At 40.8% G+C, this 18,800-nt stretch carries 20 protein-coding genes; 9 read left to right on the plus strand and 11 right to left on the minus strand.

Features of this window, described 5'->3' with window-relative positions; genetic code table 11:
- Positions 1 to 22: 22 nt before the first annotated feature.
- The gene (locus RMX89_RS26545; RefSeq protein ID WP_322691031.1) at positions 23 to 841 is read right to left on the minus strand and encodes a biotin--[acetyl-CoA-carboxylase] ligase; all 819 of its coding nucleotides are present in this window, start codon (positions 839 to 841) and stop codon (positions 23 to 25) included.
- Between the two features lie 78 nt (positions 842 to 919).
- On the opposite strand from RMX89_RS26545, the gene pgeF reads away from it, so the two are divergent.
- A complete protein-coding gene (gene pgeF, locus RMX89_RS26550) occupies positions 920 to 1,705 on the plus strand; it encodes a peptidoglycan editing factor PgeF (RefSeq protein WP_322691032.1) in 786 nt (261 codons plus the stop codon).
- Position 1,706: 1 nt separating this feature from the next.
- Here the strand turns inward: pgeF and RMX89_RS26555 are convergent, their stop codons facing one another.
- Entirely contained in the window at positions 1,707 to 2,159 is a 453-nt protein-coding gene (locus RMX89_RS26555) for a retroviral-like aspartic protease family protein (protein WP_322691033.1), read from the minus strand.
- 25 nt (positions 2,160 to 2,184) lie between these two features.
- Complete coding sequence (gene csaB, locus RMX89_RS26560) at positions 2,185 to 3,231, minus strand: polysaccharide pyruvyl transferase CsaB (RefSeq protein ID WP_322691034.1); 1,047 nt, start codon at positions 3,229 to 3,231, stop codon at positions 2,185 to 2,187.
- Between the two features lie 456 nt (positions 3,232 to 3,687).
- Here csaB and RMX89_RS26565 point away from each other — a divergent pair, with 456 nt between their 5' ends.
- From RMX89_RS26565 to RMX89_RS26590, 6 genes are all read left to right on the plus strand, one after another.
- On the plus strand, positions 3,688 to 4,398 hold the full coding sequence (locus tag RMX89_RS26565; RefSeq protein ID WP_322691035.1) for a TVP38/TMEM64 family protein: 711 nt from the start codon (positions 3,688 to 3,690) through the stop codon (positions 4,396 to 4,398).
- Between the two features lie 113 nt (positions 4,399 to 4,511).
- Entirely contained in the window at positions 4,512 to 5,510 is a 999-nt protein-coding gene (locus tag RMX89_RS26570; RefSeq protein ID WP_322672268.1) for a glycosyltransferase family 2 protein, read from the plus strand.
- A gap of 124 nt (positions 5,511 to 5,634) precedes the next feature.
- The gene (locus RMX89_RS26575) at positions 5,635 to 5,970 is read left to right on the plus strand and encodes a DUF2499 domain-containing protein (RefSeq protein ID WP_322672269.1); all 336 of its coding nucleotides are present in this window, start codon (positions 5,635 to 5,637) and stop codon (positions 5,968 to 5,970) included.
- Positions 5,967 to 6,266, plus strand: coding sequence for a DUF3593 domain-containing protein (locus RMX89_RS26580; protein ID WP_322672270.1), 300 nt, complete (start codon positions 5,967 to 5,969; stop codon positions 6,264 to 6,266). The genes RMX89_RS26575 and RMX89_RS26580 overlap by 4 nt, the downstream gene beginning before the upstream one ends.
- Before the next feature lie 47 nt (positions 6,267 to 6,313).
- A complete protein-coding gene (gene hisA / locus RMX89_RS26585) occupies positions 6,314 to 7,087 on the plus strand; it encodes a 1-(5-phosphoribosyl)-5-[(5-phosphoribosylamino)methylideneamino]imidazole-4-carboxamide isomerase (RefSeq protein WP_322672271.1) in 774 nt (257 codons plus the stop codon).
- A gap of 541 nt (positions 7,088 to 7,628) precedes the next feature.
- On the plus strand, positions 7,629 to 8,033 hold the full coding sequence (locus RMX89_RS26590) for a hypothetical protein (RefSeq protein ID WP_322672272.1): 405 nt from the start codon (positions 7,629 to 7,631) through the stop codon (positions 8,031 to 8,033).
- 186 nt (positions 8,034 to 8,219) lie between these two features.
- On the opposite strand, the gene RMX89_RS26595 is transcribed toward RMX89_RS26590, so the two are convergent.
- From RMX89_RS26595 to RMX89_RS26605, 3 genes are all read right to left on the minus strand, one after another.
- Positions 8,220 to 8,411 (minus strand): hypothetical protein, encoded by a 192-nt coding sequence (locus RMX89_RS26595; RefSeq protein WP_292774856.1) that lies wholly within the window; start codon positions 8,409 to 8,411, stop codon positions 8,220 to 8,222.
- Positions 8,412 to 8,731: 320 nt separating this feature from the next.
- Positions 8,732 to 10,276, minus strand: coding sequence for a hypothetical protein (locus tag RMX89_RS26600; RefSeq protein ID WP_322672273.1), 1,545 nt, complete (start codon positions 10,274 to 10,276; stop codon positions 8,732 to 8,734).
- Positions 10,277 to 10,401: 125 nt separating this feature from the next.
- The gene (locus tag RMX89_RS26605) at positions 10,402 to 11,004 is read right to left on the minus strand and encodes a DUF3318 domain-containing protein (RefSeq protein WP_322672274.1); all 603 of its coding nucleotides are present in this window, start codon (positions 11,002 to 11,004) and stop codon (positions 10,402 to 10,404) included.
- 231 nt (positions 11,005 to 11,235) lie between these two features.
- Between RMX89_RS26605 and RMX89_RS26610 the strand changes: the two genes are divergently transcribed.
- Positions 11,236 to 11,496: a hypothetical protein gene (locus tag RMX89_RS26610; RefSeq protein WP_322672275.1), complete on the plus strand. Its 261-nt coding sequence runs from the start codon at positions 11,236 to 11,238 to the stop codon at positions 11,494 to 11,496.
- A gap of 72 nt (positions 11,497 to 11,568) precedes the next feature.
- Here RMX89_RS26610 and RMX89_RS26615 read toward each other — a convergent pair whose 3' ends face one another.
- The 5 genes from RMX89_RS26615 to RMX89_RS26635 form a co-directional block, all read right to left on the minus strand.
- Positions 11,569 to 13,248: an iron uptake porin gene (locus tag RMX89_RS26615; protein ID WP_322672276.1), complete on the minus strand. Its 1,680-nt coding sequence runs from the start codon at positions 13,246 to 13,248 to the stop codon at positions 11,569 to 11,571.
- A gap of 132 nt (positions 13,249 to 13,380) precedes the next feature.
- On the minus strand, positions 13,381 to 14,010 hold the full coding sequence (locus RMX89_RS26620; protein WP_322691036.1) for a Crp/Fnr family transcriptional regulator: 630 nt from the start codon (positions 14,008 to 14,010) through the stop codon (positions 13,381 to 13,383).
- A gap of 432 nt (positions 14,011 to 14,442) precedes the next feature.
- The gene (gene phoU / locus RMX89_RS26625; protein WP_322691037.1) at positions 14,443 to 15,111 is read right to left on the minus strand and encodes a phosphate signaling complex protein PhoU; all 669 of its coding nucleotides are present in this window, start codon (positions 15,109 to 15,111) and stop codon (positions 14,443 to 14,445) included.
- Between the two features lie 28 nt (positions 15,112 to 15,139).
- A complete protein-coding gene (locus RMX89_RS26630) occupies positions 15,140 to 16,459 on the minus strand; it encodes a sensor histidine kinase (RefSeq protein ID WP_322672279.1) in 1,320 nt (439 codons plus the stop codon).
- Between the two features lie 53 nt (positions 16,460 to 16,512).
- On the minus strand, positions 16,513 to 17,265 hold the full coding sequence (locus RMX89_RS26635; protein ID WP_094349166.1) for a winged helix-turn-helix domain-containing protein: 753 nt from the start codon (positions 17,263 to 17,265) through the stop codon (positions 16,513 to 16,515).
- Positions 17,266 to 17,778: 513 nt separating this feature from the next.
- On the opposite strand from RMX89_RS26635, the gene RMX89_RS26640 reads away from it, so the two are divergent.
- Entirely contained in the window at positions 17,779 to 18,762 is a 984-nt protein-coding gene (locus tag RMX89_RS26640; RefSeq protein ID WP_322691038.1) for a hypothetical protein, read from the plus strand.
- Positions 18,763 to 18,800: the final 38 nt, after the last annotated feature.

Here is an 18,800-nt window from a genome sequence, read left to right on the forward strand (position 1 = left end):
AAATTTTGAACAAACCTCAAATTTAAACGGAAGATTTATGGTACCCCAAACTGATTGTACCGGGTTCAATATAAATTTCCGGTGTAATTAATTCCTTTGTATCATGTGTTTCTAAATCAATTCGTAAATTTCCTTGAGATGTCACCCCAACTACAGTACCTAAAAGATTATTGACGTACACCCGATCGCCCATGTTTGTAAGCAAGTCTAGATAGCCAGACAAGAGTATATTTACTCCTTCTTGAAAAAGGCACTCTATACCGGATTCTATTCCCAGCAAGACTTTAGAGGTGAGCATTTCCAGACACGAAATTGGTCTGAAATCTTGGGAAGCTTGCCACGATTCCAGATTGATTCCAGTTTCTGGTACTGGGTTCGTCCAGTTAATACCAACACCAATTACTGCTTGGGTAATTTGTCCTTTGTTTACTTTGGTTTCTGTCAAAATGCCGCCTAGTTTGCGACCATTTAAAACTAAATCGTTAGGCCATTTTATCCCAACATCTATACCGCATTGGCGCAATTGCAACGCAATTCCCCAAGCAGTAGCGAAAGTTAGCTGATAGCTGTCAGTAGCTTCTATTTTGTGGTCGAAAGAAATCGCCACGGAAATATATAATCCCCCAGCCGGAGAAATCCACTGGCGGCCCCATTGTCCCCGCCCAGCAGATTGCTCAGTTGCAATTACTACTGTTCCCGAAATCGCCCCTTGGTTGAGTAAGCTCCAGAGGGTTTCGTTAGTTGAAGAGACGCTTTCAAAAAAGTGAAGAGAAAATGGTAAATATGTATGCTTACGCCCTGTTTGCAAGGCTGCTTCCAAGTTTTGCAGATTAAATCCCACAGCAGTTAACCCAAATTCCGTTGTTCAAGTTAGCATTGATTGGCTGATGAGTGATTTTCCGTTTAGGTTTGGTTGAAGATGCACACTTGGCACTGGCACAATTGGGAAGGACTCCCCTATCTAACTTGTAGTATTCTGGAACGTTGGCACCACGGCTTCTTTACCCAGCAGTTTTGGCCGCGATCACCACAAGTTATCACAGAAGTATTGCAACCAGAGGCATCAGTCTATCGCTTAAAGCAGGTTCATGGCAATACTGTTCTCACCCCCCAAGAAGTTGAAAGCTTCTTAAACTCTGCACAGGAAGATTTCGCATCGGCAGATGGTTTAATGAGCGAACAACCTCTACAAGCGGTTTGGGTAGCTAGCGCAGATTGTACACCCGTGTTGATTGGGGATGTGCAAACTGGACGGGTGGCGGCATTACACGCAGGCTGGCGGGGGACTGCTAAAAAGATTGTTCCCTTGGCGATCGCTCGATTACAATCTCAAGGCAGCAAACTTGATGATTTGAGGATTGCGATGGGCCCAGCGATCGCTGGTGAGGTTTACCAAGTCTCGATTGAAGTGGCTGCCGAAATCGGGGCTAGCATTATATCACAGAATGACGAAGAAAAAATTGTAACTGCATTACATGAACTACCAAATTCACCTTTACTAGAAGACCCTAATCCAGGAAAGGTAAGGCTAGATGTGCGGCGAGTAAATACCTTACAACTGGAAAATATGGGGATTAGTGCAGAACAAATTGCGATCGCACCTTATTGTACTTTTCAAACTCCAGAGCATTTCTTTTCTTACCGCCGGGAAAAAGAGAAAAAAGTACAGTGGTCAGGGATTGTTAGCAAGAAAACGAGTGACTAGCCTATATTCTCATTACAGGATAGTTAGGATGTTCAGGATTCGGGATAAGTCGCTGATTTCTACAGTCCACCAGTAAATCCAGCGTTTCTAGAACCGTCTGTCCAATTAGGACTATATTACCTGTAACTAATGTGGCTTCGGTAGTTTCTCGTCCTGCCAATTCAATAATTACGGGTTCAGTTACGCCGATAGATTCTTCACTACCATTGGCGTATTGAGCAATCTGCTGTCCTCGAATTCTTAGACCAAGTTGCTCAACAATAGACATGGGTAGTACAGTACGTACTGCCCCGGTATCCACTAATGCTTCTGTTTCATACACCCGCAGCATATTTGGATTGAGCATTCCTCGACTGACAAGCGCTTCATCAATGGCATTCGTGAGCTTGACTTTAACTCGAACTGCACCCAGATGTTGATTAGCGGCAGAATTTGCACGATTGAGATTTACCATAATCTGTATAATTTTGGGAAATTCTTTAACTCAAAGCTTCACTCAACAACTCGCAGTGCATTAAAGCGCCATCCACCAAAGATTGGATTTTCTCTGATGATAAAGGATCGCCATTGGCGTAATGCTCCATCCAAGTCAGACCAATTAAATTGGGGTCATCGGGTAAACTCGCTAAATCCCAACCAGGCATTTCTAAGTCTTCCATGAGACGATTTACTTTGGGGTCATAACTGAGAGCAAAGCAGCGACAACCAACAGCCGCAGCCATAATTAAACTGTGCAGGCGCATTCCAATCGCCATTTCAACGCCGCGAAACACACCTTTTAAAAGTTGCGGATCTTCCAGGCACAAAATCTTGCTAACATCTTTTAGATGTGGTTGAATGGCTTCGGCAATACTTAAATCTTCACTTTTTTGAAACGGCATTAATAAAATAAAAGCTTGCGTAGCTTTTTGAAAGTCAACCAAAGCACGAGTTAAGTTTGCTAGACGTGTTTCTGTAAGTTGGGGATGCGATCGCAACGTTACCGCAACTCTTGGCGCAGGTAAATCCCAAAGCCCTGGAACTGGTTTAGATTCCAACGCCCAAACCGGGTCAGGAGCTATCATACAAGGAATTTGCCAATCAGATAATAAAGCGGCACTGGCGCGATCGCGTACACTAACTTTGGTACAATTACTAAAGGTTTGCCGTGCCAACCAACGAGTTTGCGGACGCACCAAAGGGCCAATACCCTGCGCCCAAGCAACAGTTTTCAAACCCATTTTCTGCGCCAATGCCATCAGTCCCCCATAATAAAATGGGCTGATGGTACTGGTAACATCTTGAATCAGACTCCCACCGCCCCAAATTAAGGCATCACTTGAGCGTAAAGCTTGTAGTACAGCTAAGGGAGCCATGCGATCGTAGGTTTCTACATTGTAGCGATCGCGGGTTTCTTTTGGATTACCAGAAAGCACCACAGGCGTTACGTGAGATGGCAACATTTGCAAAAGCGTTGCCAATAAAGCTTCGTCACCACCATTACCTTTACCGTAATATCCAGACAATAATGCCCGTATGTTGACCATTTTAGATTTTGGATTTTGGATTTTGGATTAATTAATAGCTATTGTTAAATGAATCTCTGCCCCTCATATAGATGGTAAACTCATTCCCAAGTTCTATAGCAGTGGTTAAACAACTTAGGACATTCATTGGCAAATCATCAGAGAATTACTGTCACAGCTATCCATAGCAGACTTGTCTGAAGCAGGATAAGCCGCTATGATTACTTACATTTTTTCGATTCCGAAGTGTTCATTTCCGGTTTCATCGACAAAAGTCTTTCTACCTTGCAGTTTCTCGATCTGTGCTTAGATACTTTTATACTTGAATAAAGGTTATGATCGCTTCTCTTTAAAACTAGCTAATACAATAGACATCTAGTAAAAAATCCTTGTAGAAACTCTAAATTTCGCCTCTATACAAGGATTTAAATTTTCAAAAGATGGTTTTGTTATACAAAAAGTAGGAGTAAAGTTCTAATGTGGAACTTGAAAACTGGTATTTTGCTACTCACGCTGAGTTGCATAATTGCAACTGGTATAACCGTATATCTTCTTGGCGGCATTGAACCAGTACAAATTCAAGCTTTGCTGAAATCTTCTGGTATCTGGGCACCGATTATTTATATTGCTTTGTACGTTGTGGCAACCATGTTAGTTTTGCCCTCAACGGTACTAAATTTGACTGGAGGTGCCATTTTTGGCCCTTGGCTGGGTACTGTCTGGACTAGTGTTGGAGCAGTCATTGCGGCAATAATTGCCTTCGTTTTTACTCGAACTATTGGACGCAAAGCAGTTGCAAAACGACTAGCAGGACGCTGGCAAGCTATGGATGCTGAGGTGCGTCGTGGAGGGCTTTTTTATATGTTTGCCATCCGATTAGTACCAATCATGCCCTATGGCTTGGTCAACTTTGCCGCAGGACTGACTTCAATCGGTTTTAAAGATTATGTTCTAGGTACAACACTTGGTACTGTTCCTAGTGTTTTACCTTTTGTACTACTAGGTAGTTCTGGTCTGAAGGCAGTGAATACAGGCGATTTTTTGCCGTTAATACTTGCATTAGGCTTAACTGGAACCCTGGTAGCAGGGTCTACTTGGTATCGCCATCGTCGAACTTGTCCCAAAAAAGCTGTAGAAAGGCTGAAAAAATCAGACTCTTCAGATAACATAAATCCGAAGAATAAATAAATAAAGTATAAGAATGAAACTTAAGTGTTGCTAGGTATACTGTGAACCACACCTTTTCGATCGCAGGCAGCCTGTTATCTTGGCTGTAAAAAAAAATTAAACAATATTTTTAGATGTTACCAAAGTATTCATTCATTGTTCCAATTTATAACGAAGAAGAAATTATTCCAGAACTATACCGCAGACTGAGTGCAGTAATGAATCGGATGGATGGGCTTGTCGAATTAATTTTAATCAATGATGGTAGCCGCGATCGCTCTCTACAATTACTACGAGAACTTCATCAAAAAGACCCGCGCATTTGCTATCTGAGCTTTGCTCGTAACTTTGGTCATCAAATTGCCGTAACTGCTGGTCTTAATTTTGTCCGGGGTCAAGTTATTGTTATCCTTGATGCTGACTTACAAGACCCACCAGAACTAATCCCCGACATGGTTGAAAAATGGCGACAGGGCTATCAAGTCGTCTACGCTCAACGCACTCAACGCCTTAAAGAAGGATGGTTTAAGCGTTTTACTGCCTATTTCTTTTATCGAATCCTTAAGAAGCTTGCAGATGTAGAGATTCCTACTGATAGTGGTGATTTTTGTCTAATGGATCGGCAGATTGTAGATATTCTCAATTCTATGCCAGAACGTAACCGCTATATTCGTGGTTTGCGTTCTTGGGTTGGCTTTCAGCAAACAGCAATTCGGTTCGAGCGCAACCCCCGCTTTGCTGGGGAAGTTAAATACACTTTTAGCAAATCCTTAGCCCTTGCGATCAATGGTTTAGTGTCTTTTTCAATAGTGCCACTGCGGTTATCAACCTACTTAGGCTTAATAGCAGCGGCAGCGGCCATCTTCATGGCTTTATTAGTCTTGTATTGGCGTCTTTTCGTCCCCCATTCCCCTTTAACTGGGTTTACGATTATTTTGATGGCAATTTTCTTCCTCGGATCTGTGCAGTTAGTTAGTGTTGGCATCTTAGGTGAATATATAGGGCGCATCTACGAAGAAGTGAAAGCCAGACCCCTCTATACTTTGACAGAGGTAGGTGGTTTTGCGCGCAAATCCTCCAACTCAACGAGCAATTCTGACAAACTAGATAATTTAGAAGACGCTTACAAATAAAAATCTTTATTTGGCGTTGCATAATAAAGGTTTGTTTAAACAAATATAAAATTCAAGCTACATATCACCTTGACAGTGCTACTCTCCACTCCAAATCTCTAACTCCCAACTCCTAACTTTACTTATGCACACCCTTTCAATTCCTACCTGGATTATTCATGTTTCTAGCGTTATAGAGTGGATTGTCGCCATTTGGTTAATCTGGACTTACGGCGAACTGACCAATAACCGCAGCTGGTGGGGATTATCCCTGGCGATGTTACCAGCTTTAGTCAGCGCTATGTGTGCTTGTACCTGGCATTATTTCGACAATGCCGAATCTCTGGAATGGCTGGTAACGCTTCAAGCTACCATGACTTTAGTTGGTAATTTTACACTTTGGGCGGCAGCGTATTTGATTTGGCGTTCTACCAAATCTGTTAACACTGTTGAACCAAACCCTATCAAATCAGAGCAATGATTTCTAAAGAAACCCTGTTTGCACTTTCACTGTTTCCCTATTTGGGTTTCTTGTGGTTTATCAGCCGCAGTCCGCAAATGCCGCGTTTGGCGTTGTATGGATTTTACGGCACTCTCGTCTTTGTTGCCATTACCATCCCGGCGGGGATTTATGCTGTATTGCATTATGGTAAGTCTTTGGCCAATGTAGATTGGTTGCACGGTGGTGCAGAAGTATTTTTGACGCTTTCTAACATCTTGCTTGTGCTAGGTTTTGGGCAAGCTGTAAGGCAATTACAAATGAAAAATGAAAAATAGTAAATTCAGCTATAGATAGCGTTTTGATTGCAATGAGGAAGAGTTAAATGGACGTAATTCCAGCGATTGATTTACTAGAAGGTCACTGTGTGCGACTGTATCAGGGAGACTATGATCGCTCGCAAGTTTTTAGCGAAAATCCCGCTGATGTTGCCAAACAGTGGGTAGATGAAGGTGCTACTAGATTGCATATAGTTGATTTAGATGGTGCTAAAGCAGGTAAAGTAGTAAACCTGGGGGCAATTGAAGCGATCGCTCAAGCAGTGTCAGTACCCATTGAAATTGGTGGAGGATTGCGCGATCGCACCAGTGTACAACAAGTATTTAATCTAGGCATACAGTGGGCAATTCTCGGAACCATTGCCGTAGAACAACCCCAGTTAGTGCAAGAACTCTGCCAAGAATTTCCCGAACAGATTATTATCGGTATTGATGCCCGTAACGGTCGAGTCGCAACTCGCGGCTGGTTAGAAACCTCAGAAGTTTTAGCCACTCAACTAGCTGTACAAATGCAAGAATTGGGCGCAGCCGCCATCATTTACACAGATATCCACCGAGATGGTACACTTACAGGGCCAAATTTAGAAGCTTTGCGAGAACTTGCAGCCGCAATTTCCATCCCGATAATTGCTTCTGGCGGGGTAAGTTCTATCACCGACTTGTTGAGTTTGTTGGCGTTAGAACCTCAAGGCGTGACTGGCGTAATTGTCGGACGTGCCTTGTATACTGGGGATATTTTACTCAAAGAAGCATTACGAGCGATCGGGCCGGGGCGAATTCAGGATATTCCACCCAATCTCGGTTTTTCTACCTTTGCTTGACATTTTCTTGGCAAGTTCGCTATCAAAATCTAGAATTACCCTGGTTGCGCTGGTGGGATAGATAATCAAGGATGCGACAAATAGACCATCTTGTAGAGACGCGATTCATGAGCCAGCGCGTTGCGGGGGTTCCCCCCGTTGTAGCGACTGGCGTCGCGTCTTTAACCAAGAATGTATTGCAATCATTAATTGAATTGATATTAGTTTAATTAATTTGACAACTATCTTTAGATAGATAAGGTAAACACTACCTTATTTCTGATTGCAAATCCCTTGTTAATTGTGAAAAATCTAAACTTCATATTTGATTGATTTTGTCAAGATGTAATCCCTTGTATGATTTAAAAAATCAGTAAGGCCTTCTCTGGACTGAATTTATATTAATGCTTTCAGTAGATGCAGTTATGACTTTGGAAATGCAATAATGAATGTGTTCTCAAACAATATAGTTGCTGTGATTCGAGATAAAAATTTAAATTTTATCAGACTCTAGTAACTTTGGTTTTTAAAAAATTGTTTGATGTTTTGAGAAGGTAACACAATGAATAAAATCCTAAAACGCGCACTTTTACCCAGCCTCATGGCTGCAAGTTTAGCTGGTGTAACCTTAGTTCCCGCCAAACCCGCTGCTGCTGATGACCAAGTACTAAGAGATGCAGGTATTGGGGCTGTTACCAACGTCGTAACCGGAGCTGTTAGGGGAAATGGCAGTGTACTAGGGAATGCTGTTAAAGGTGGTGTCACTGGTGCAGCCGTCAATGGTGCAAATGGTCTGAGAAATACTCGCAATCGCCGTCACCGGAACGCCGCTCAAGATGTCGGAGTCGGTGCAGGCGCTAGTGCATTGACTGGTGTAATTACTGGCGATAAAAGAGATACTCTTGGCAATGCTATTGATGGTGCAGCCGTAGGTGGAGCAATCCATCTATTAACCAATGGTAAATAATTGGTAAATTGGTCAGCTGAAATATTTTCCAACGGTTAACGAACTTATCCCTCCCTAATTGCTCTCTTTCGTAAAAGGAGCAAACCTAACCTCGCTTCCCTAGAAGGGGAGCGAGGTTGTAGGTTAGATTTATTTGAGATATATACCACCGTCAGGATTGGATGACGTTAGGCTTAATAGTAATCTCTAACCCTTCAACGCCTTTCTAAAGTTTCGACGATAAGACTGATTTGTAATAAACAAAGCTGGCCATAGCAAAGATAAACCAATCCGATTGGTCAAAGTTGGATTAAAATTAGTCCGTCCAAACCCATTCCAAAATTTCCAAGCGCCGCCTCCGTAAACTCCTATCAAGCCAATAAAAATTAAGGTACTCATTCCCATCAACTCCGTTAGTAACTGACAGAATTTAAGTTAAGTTTTACCACACGAGGTAATCACCTCATAAGGAACACCGAGAAGGTATGACAAAACTCCCCAGTTTTGGATATATAAGCCAGTTAAACACACATTCTCTTATTCCAGTGTAGATTAGCCTCACGCATCCCAGCTAGTTATCAGGGGTGGCAAGCTAGTCAAAGGATGCAAAAGCGTTATTTTTGAGGTATTTTGGCGACACATTCAAATGTAAATGCCGATCCTTTAGTACAAGAAAGTTTATACCATATTAAACTACAAAGTTCTGTGGCGCATTATTCTTATACTTCATCTACCCAATAAAGATAATATCTTTCATTATCCACCCAGCCTCTCTGAAAATCTTTAATCGGAACAATTTTCAAATCATTGCGGTTGACATTCAGTTTTTTATTTAAAATCAGCAAAACTTTCTTTCGCTCATCTTGATTTTGAAGTAGAGAATTAACCTGGCTTAATATCTCTGCTTGTTCCACTTCTTGACGACCTTTTTTAAATAAAGTAAAGCTTCCCATTTTTGCAATTTCTGGATAGTAAAACTTTCGATTCAGATAACCCGATAAAGGAGCCATATTCGCATCTCGACTGGCAACAATAAACTCATTATCTAATCCAGATTTGTAAATATATTGGGCTGTTTCGCGACTAGCAGAAAATGGTATAACTAAATCTCTGGAAAAACTATAAATTCCTCCCCCAAACTGGACATAAAGAATGAGCATCAAAGTCAGATAATGCCATTTGTGAATAAATGTAATTGAACGTGGAATAATAGAAATTTTATTAAGTAAAACTATAGATTTTTGATAATAACTTCCCAGCCATAAAGCTGCTATTAAAACTAAATAAAAATGTCCAAAATGCCGTGGCATACCTATAAATCTCAAGTATGTAAAGGCAAATAATATACAATTGCCTATCATGTAGAAAAAGAAAATAACTGGCTTTTCAGATAATTTTATTAAAGTTAAAATTACAAAAAATAAAGCAATTATCGCACAAACAATTAAATCCAGCCATCTTTTATGTGTAGGAATAATTAATAAATAACTACCAAATACTCTGCCAACGCTTCTCAACAGATGACGGATATCTAATTCTATTAGCCAACCATTATTTAACCCACCGTGAAGATAACTATCTGTCGGAGGAGTAATAATATAAATAGATAAAATAAAAGATAATGTGATAATTAAAATACTTAACAATAAGTCGTACTTTTTGGTTTGACTAAAATAGTGCTGCCGATGTTCGCTATCAAAACAAAATTCAACCAGCAAAGTTAATAATAAAGAAAATGATACTAGTAAACCATAAGCACTACTATTTGCTAGTAAACCCAATAGAATTGCTAAATAAGCATAAGTTATTTTTCTAGATGCAAAAACTGTACAGAATGCAAAAACAAATAACATACTAAAGGCATAGTTTCGAGAAATTAAAAGATATTCGTAAAAAGGAAAGAAACCAAAAGAAAATAGAAATTTTTGTTGATAGTTAAAAGGACTATATAGGCAAAAAAGTGTAACTGAAACAACAGTAATTGCCAAATGGAAAATTTGCATAATAATAGGAGAATCGACTATTTTTCTCAGAATTGCCAGAGAAAAATACCATAGAATAGGATGACCTTCATAATGAATATTTGCAATTAAATCCCCGAACGATTCACTATCTCTGACAATCAGCCAGGGATTTAGTTCATCTCGCCACATAGAATGATTAAGAATACCTATTAAACCAAGAAAAGAAAAAAGAAGAATAATAAACCAAGGAGAATTAAAAGGTAATTTTGAAGTATATTTGCTAATTTTATTGCTTAACATTGTTAGTTCAGAATCCAACTTGTTTGGATCGGCAAGATTGCTGTAAATGCGATGATCGTCAAATATTCTTATGATTCTTTAACTATTCAGACAGATGAATTCTGAATTTTGATTATTACTTATTTTTACTTATAACTTTCTGGTATACCTACTGGTGATAAACCTGCGATCGCTCGTAAGTTTTGGCAACGAATCAACTCAGTAAAATTGAAACTGGAACGTCCTTCAATTTTGGCTACCGCTTCAATTGCTGATAATAGGTGCTGTGCTGCTTCAACTTCTGAATAACCACGCCGCTGTGCTATTTTAATTGCGGTTGCATCAGCATTTAACTCTGACTCTTGAGATTTATTAGTGCGCCAGATCCGAAAAGCAGCGATCGCACTTAATCCCCCAGCGACAGCAACGCCCACTACATCTGACTGTGCTACTTCCAAGAATCCGCCTAACAGCCCAGCCAACACCACGCCTTGATAAATGTCGGGTTTAAACCACTTTACCCCCGTCAACCAGCTAACCATCTGCAACAGCAGCAAGTCTCGTTGCGGCTTTGTCAGGCGACGCCACAAATCAAAATTAATATATATCGGTCGCGCTTGGTTCCAGGGTTGGGGAAAGGAAGCGTCAATTACTTTTGCTTGCTCTGGCTTACTGACGATTTTTGTCGTCATCCGACCAGAAGCAGGCATCACATCTAACAAACGGCGAATTTCAACATTTGGCTCCATAAATTTAATTATTAGCCATAATGTGCATAGTAACTAGGTGTGTAAAAATAAAGTTTTCATGTTAACCTTTGATTTATGAGATGCTCTCACAGTCTTGAATAGATTCAGATCGAGCTATAAGAATATTTATTCAGCAGTTTGATAGTATGGCGGGATTTTATAGTATTTCTTTGCCGCCAAATTCCAAACCTCAAAGTTTTGGCTTGCCATTAAAACTATATTTGTAACTACATGGACGCTTTTGCTACCCTCCCACCTGAATGGACGAATAAGGCAATACATGCATACAATTTTTGCTGTCCTAACTGCCACTCAAGTAGCCTAGAAGCTGAGAAAGTTTGGCTAAATCGGCGATCGCCTGTACTTACAGAAGACCGTCGTCGCAAATGGCAAGAGTTTTATTACTGTCACTGTGGTTCTGTGTGGTGGGCTTGGAGTAGCGATCGCCCCCCAAAAGATATATCCAATCAGCCAGATTACCATCCTACATAGCCAATTTTCTTCCTAAACAAAACCCCACCTAAAAGTGGGGTTTTGTTTATCTAATTCTGAGCTTTGCCAATTTTAAAAGGTGAAGGTAGTACGTAGAGTACCTACATATTCAGTGTCGTTAGCGTCATTATGCTCTGGATTGAAAATTACTAACAAGCCAGGTGTTACTTGAATATTATCGGAAACCTTGTACTTGTAAAGACCCTCTAAGTGATAAGAAGTACTGTCGTCGAAGGTAGTATTGCCAGCGACATTTTTGATACTACCACCAGTAACTCTGGGTGGTTGACCAAAGATCACACCTAAAACGTTGCCTTCACCACCAAAGTCTTTCAAAGCAAGCGCTCCAGCCCAGTACCAAACATCTGCGTCTGTACCCGCATTCGCACCAGTAAGAGCATCAGCAGTTGTATAACCTCCCCAACCACTAATAGCTAAGGTAGAGCCTAGTTGGAAGGTAGCTTCTATACCGTAGTTATTGGATTCAGTGCGAGTACCAGCCCCAAAGGGGTTATTGGCAAAAGCGCTACCTGTTCCTTGGAAGAGACTGTTGGCAGCATTTCCAGCGAAGTAACTATGGGCATAGGTTAGACCAATATTGAAGGCTTTGCTGGGTTTGAAAGTTAATTGACCGAAGATGGTGTTATCACCATCGAACAGCCCATTATTAAGACCGGGATTGTTAGCACCAAAGATACCATTAGTACCACTTGAAGGTGCTAAATAAGCACCAGTCAAACTGATAGCTTTGTTAGGATTCAAAGTAACAGTCAAAGCAGCAGAATTTTGACCTTGACGGTAAATCGGGCTAAAACGTCCATAGCGAGAGAGCGCACCTCTAGCAGAGCTTGTAAAGTCAGGGTTGAAGGTGTTTACGTTTTCGTATAATTCACCACCACTAGCGTCAACTTTGACACGCACCGCGTCAGAAAAGTTAAAAGCATAGTTGATTTTATCAATCACAACAGCGTTGCCGTTATCTCCATCAAAAGCCAAGCGGGTCATGTTAGTACCAGTACCGGTTGCAACACCATTAACAACGCTACCAGCATTAGAAATGGTATTGTTAGCATTCAAACGGATTTGCAACTGGTCTGTACCAGTGAAACTGCTGAACAAGTTCAAACGAACGCGATCGCTAAAAGTGGTGTTATAATTCAAGTCTTGAGTAGGAGCACCGCCAGGAACTGCTCTACTGTCACCAAAAACATCAGACACGGCAAAAATTGCTTCTCCAACCAACTTGGTGGTAGTGGAGAACTGATTAGCTTCCAACTCTGAAGTGCGGGCTTCTAATCCATCAACACGACCGCGCAGAGTTGCTAGTTCCGCAGAATATTCTTCTTGCAAGCGCTGTAAAGTAGCTAAATCTTGTTTGCTGACCAAATCGGCAGTAGCTGTAGCAATCAGTTCGTTAACCCGATCCAAACAGGCATTCAAACCTGCGGCAAATTCATAACGGGTTAAAGCACGGTTTCCACGATAGGTACTGTTAGGATAACCTGCAATACAGCCGTAGCGCTCAACTAGAGATTGTAAAGCTTGGAACGCCCAATCTGTAGGCTGCACATCCGAAAACTGAGAAACTGATGTTACCTGACTCATGTCGTTAGACTCTTGAGTTTCAGATAACTCGCCAACATTTGTTACCTGTTCGTTAACTTCAGCAGCTAAGGCACTATTAGCAACGAAAAATGTAGCGGCTAATACAATTGGACTAACCTTAAAAAGATTCCAGAATCGTTTTGTCATGTTTTTACTTTCACTCACACCTACAATAATCCAGTCATGATAAAATGCTTTAAACACTTTTCTTTCGTGGATTTCACACACAATCACAGCAACGATTATACCTTTACCCTGTGATTATTACAAGCAATTCATTTAACATGCTGCTGAACTATAGTTTTTCATTAATTTATTTGGTAATCGCAAGATAATGCGGCGTTTGTGACGTAAAACTGTTCCTTCTTCTTCTAACTGCTGTAAGAGTCGGGTAACAGTTACTCGCGTAGTATTTAAAACTTCAGCAATATCCTGATGGGTAATATTTAAATCAATTAGCTTGCCCTTATCTATGTCACGGCCAAATTTTTCACTTAACCATACTAAAAACTGCCATAAGCGTAGCGAAATTGGTTTTTGATGCACAATGCTTAGTAGATCCTCTGTTTGTTGAATATGAGACAACAAAGCATTAATATCCTGATGCCACAAATGAGGTGGCACAATGCTTACTTCCACGCCCGTAAGACATTCAATCTGGTAGGGCTTCACCTTAGACAAAGGATAGCCAATCAGATCCCCTAGTCCCCAATAACCAAGAGTAATGAATGTTCCATCTTCACTCCACGTTAAAGTACGAACTGCACCATATTCAATTCGCCAAATTATGTCATTGTAAGGTGGAATTACTTCCCGACGGATAAATATCTGTTGGGGTAATTGTTCGCCCAAAGCAGAACCATTTAACACAATAGAAGAGTTTGAAGTAGGACTTGGGGAATACATCATTAACCGTAACTACATAATTATTAGGGAATCTCGCTATTTACAATGATTAAGAAACTCTAACAATTTGTCTCAAAATTTACCTGTCTTAACTGAAAGTCTATTCTTCTCAATTCAGAGCTAGGAACTAACTCAAAATTTTCTGATAGTAACAACTTTTACTTAAGGGATTTATCAGTAAGATATAGCCAAAATTTTAAGTTGTTTATCTGCTACTTTAATTGTGTAAGTTTAAGAATAGGTAAGCTTTTAGTAAAATATTTAGTTAACTTATTTTTTATTATTTGGTCTTTTCTGAAGACTAAGTAAGTATGTAGGCGCAAAAATTATGAAGATATTGGGGTAGAATGACACTTACTAAATCGCTGGATTTAGATCCCCAACTTCTTACAGACATCTGGAGGGTAGAAGTCGGGGATCTTTGCAGCATATCAATTAGGAGCGTTGACCGGTGACAATATATGCTACCCTTTGACCGATATTCGTAGCGTGATCTGCCATACGTTCCAGACAACGAATTGCCAGTGCCAGCAGTATAATTGGCTCGACTACACCAGACACATCTCGTTGTTGGGCTAAAGTCTGATAAACGCGATCGTAGGCATCATCTACAGTATCATCCAGATGCTTTAAACGGCGTCCACTCGCTTCATCGAAATCTCCTAAAGCCTTTAAGCTAGTTGCTAGCATCGCCTGCGCGTGAAGAGACATAGCTTCAATGTCGGGCATCGACCTATGAGGCGCGTAAGGAAAAATTTTAATCGCAATTTCAGCTAAATCCTCAGCATAATCGCCAATGCGCTCTAAATCTCGCACCAGCTGCATAAAGGCACTCAAGCAGCGCAAATCGGGAGCTGTAGGCGCTTGTAGCGTCATAATTGCCGTACAGTCTGATTCGATTTGACGATAAAAGCGATCGATCTTTTTATCTAATCGGGGGAGCTCCTCAGCTGCTGTTAAGTTACGAGCAAATAACGCTTGGTGGCTGAGGCGAAATGATTGTTCTACCAAGGCACCCATGCGTAATACATCCCGTTCTAAGCGCCTAATGGCGCGTGCGAGTTGTGGTCTTTGAGGATTGGGAGTATTATCGACGGCTTTCACACTTGTTGTCTCAAAGGTGAAGATATTACTAACTATAGTCTTGGCTTAGGGAGTTTGCCATAACTTCAGGAAATTGGAGTTGCATCCACGCACCACCAGTTTCTGGATGGTTCATCGCTTTGATTGAACCACCGTGGGCAATTAGAATTTGCTCAACGATCGCTAATCCTAATCCATTGCCAACGATCGCTCCTATAGAATTACTATCTTGGGGGGAATGAGTTCGCGCTTTATCTCCTCGATAAAATCGCTCAAAAACGTGGGGTAAATCTGCTTCAGAAAAGCCGACTCCAGAATCAATAAGATTTATTTCCAAGATTGAGGAAGCAGGATCGTTATCCTTTGTGGATAATATTTTCGCTTCAACATGAATACTTGTGCAAGGAGGACTGTACTTAATGCTATTGTCTAGCAAATTCAGAAAAACCTGGTAAATCCGGGGTTTATCTGCCTTAATCCACAGATTTTCGGGGCCAGAATAAGAAAAAGACAAATGTTGGCGTTGTGCCAAAGGTTCTAGCGTTTCCCAAACAGATGTAATCAGCGATCGCAATTCTACAGCTTTGGCTTGCAATTGCATATTTGGGTTTGCTTCCATTTGGGTAAGGTCTAACCAGCTTTGCACTAAGTTAATTAGCCGGTCAACTTCTTGCATCAGGCGGTTAACCCAGCGATTTAAAGGTGGTTCTAAACGGTTTTGTAAAGTTTCTACAACTAAGCGAATCGAAGTCAAGGGCGTTCTGAGTTCGTGTGCTAGATCGGAAAAAGAGCGATCGCGTGCTTGATTTATATCTAATAGAGGTTGACGATTTTCTAAAAAGACTCCCACTTGTCCATTGGGTAAAGGCAAGCTAGAGGCCCGCAAAGCCAGAGATTTAATTGTTGCCATCTCTGCTGCATCATCACAAGATGGATGAAATACCCATTCTCCCGTCTGGGGTTTTTGGCGATCGCGAGTTTGCTCAATTAAATGGTCGAGTTCATAAGACCTGACCAACTCCAATAACAAGCGCACCTGTTCTGGTTGCCACCTTTGCAGATACAAAATTTCCTGCGCCTGTCGATTGCACCACAGCAGTTGATTTTCCTCATCCACCTGCAAGTATCCCACTGGAGCCAAATTTAGCAGGTCTTGATAAGTTTGCAACGACTGCTGCAAATCTTGCCGCTGCTGTTTCACCATCGCTATTTCTTGCCGCAACCCAGGAATCAGCAGCAGTCCCATCTTGTCAGAATGCGAGGTTAACGGTCGGAGTAAGCGCCTCAGGTAGCGGTTAAGTTGAACCTGTTGCCAAACCCAAAACCCAATGCCTACCGCTAAACCCAGAAAAAATCCCAATAAAAGCATTTGAGTTGTTAGTTTCTTGGTGACTACTAAAAACTAACAACTATCCCAGCTAATTATCCAAACCTATAGCCAAAACCTCTTACAGTCACAATATATTCGGGATGGCTGGGGTCTTGCTCTAATTTTTCGCGCAACCACCGAATGTGAACGTCTACGGTTTTACTATCGCCAACAAAATCCGGCCCCCAAACCTGATCGAGCAATTGTTCTCGTGACCATACCCGGCGGGCATAACTCATAAACAGTTCCAGCAAACGGAACTCTTTAGGAGAAAGACTCACTTCTTGACCGCGAACTAGCACGCGACATTCTTGGGGATTTAAGGAGACATCCTTAAATTTTAATACTGGTATTGGTGGTAAATTGCTTAGGCGTTGGCGGCGGAGTAAAGCGCGACAACGAGCAACTAACTCGCGCATACTAAAGGGTTTGGTCAGGTAGTCATCTGCACCCACCTCTAACCCCAAAACACGGTCAGTTTCACTACCCTTAGCACTGAGCATTAAAATAGGTACTGGGTTGCCTTGATGACGCAGCAAACGGCAAATATCTAGCCCATTGATTTGCGGTAGCATCAAATCAAGAATGACCAGATCGAAGGGAAGTTCCCCTGAATTGGTTTCAAAACTTTTCAGATACTCTATAGCAGACCGCCCATCGGGAGCAGTTATCACCCCATAACCTTCTTCTTCCAGAGCTACAGCTAGCATTTCCTGGATTAATTCTTCATCTTCTACTACTAGAATACGGCTGGTTTGTCCAATGTCCGTTCTGGCAGAGTACTTGGTCGATTCACTGGTATACATTGATATCACAAAAGTCTAGGACTGTGCTTGTATCAATTAGGATGATCAAGTCTATTATCTCGCCTTACTGCAACTGCGCTTCTACTAGGGTCAATTCTTTTAGATTTTATTTACATAAAGTAACATACACCACAGCAGTCTTCTAAATCATAAATCACTGTGCCAGCAAGCTTCTAAATAGTTTTTAATTAAAGACTTTGAATTTTCGATTGTGTCTTCACAAGATGGAAAGACATTATTGGATGAAGGATTATCTTGACAGAGGAGATTAGTTTAGGTATATTTATTTTAGTACAAATGTACTGTTAAACCCCAAAGGGAAAACTATACCTAAAAAACAGAAAGACATATATGTGGAAAATTCCTACCCACTAAGTGTCAGATGTGGATCATTTCAGTATTTCCACGGCGTTAAAAATGTTGATTAAAAAGCTACTCTGATGTCTGCATAGGGTAGTCATTGGTATGGCTTGCTACCCAATAAATCATTTGCCTATTGAAGGGAGTTGGAAGATGACTACAGTTGGAGTCAAAGACAGCAAACAACAACTAATGCAAGCATTTCAACAAATTATTATCCACAGAAAAAAACTTGAATCTAAAATAGCAACCAAACAAGAGGAAGCAGAGAAGGCAAAAAGTCAAGAAATTCTGCAAGCAGCTTCTGCATATACAGTTGATAGTATTGTCAAAGGTTTAGCTGATTTACAATTGGAGTTTGGCAGTATTCTCAACGGATTATCTGAAAAACTAGCTCAGGAAAACTCCAAGTTAGATGAATTGAACCGAGCTATAGAAATTGAAACCCAACGTCTACAAGAACTGCAACAAATTAGAGTTGTAGCGGATACTCTAGATGTTTTAAGTCAAGAACATCAAGAAAAATTAAAAATTCTCGAACAAGATACTATTAGCAAAAGGGAAGCACTAGAGAAAGAAATTACAATCAGGCGAAAAGAATGGCAAAAAGAACAAGCAGAGTATGAAGAAAAACTCAAAGCATACAATGATTTATTAGCCAAAGATCGCCAGAAAGAACAAGAAGAATTTCAGTATAAATTAGAAACTACTCGTAAACTCAATACAGACAGCTACGAAGGGATAAAGCGCCAACAACAAAGGGAAATACAAGAAAACTCTCAGAAGAAAGAGAAAGATTGGGCAGAACGAGAAAAAATCTTCGCTGAACGCCAACCACTCTTTGCAGATTATCAACAAAAGGTAACTACGTTTCCTAGCGAACTGGAAGAAGCAGTTAAGAAGGCTAGAGAAGAAGCAATTAAAGAAACAAGCCAAAAAGCTAAAATTGATGCTGATTTATTTGAAAGAGAATGGGAATCTAATAAGCAGAGTTATGAACAAAAAATTCAATCTCTGGAAGAAACAATTAAGAAACAATCTGAGCAAATAGAAGGTATTTCTGCTCAATTGCAAACTGCATTAAAACAAGCACAAGACTTAGCTATGAGGGCTTTTGGTAGTTCTAACCCTAAATAGTTGTGAGTTCATAGCATCTTAATCATTTTGAATTCCTG

The sequence above is a fragment of the Nostoc sp. DedSLP04 genome (assembly GCF_034530775.1).
Lineage (GTDB): Bacteria > Cyanobacteriota > Cyanobacteriia > Cyanobacteriales > Nostocaceae > Nostoc.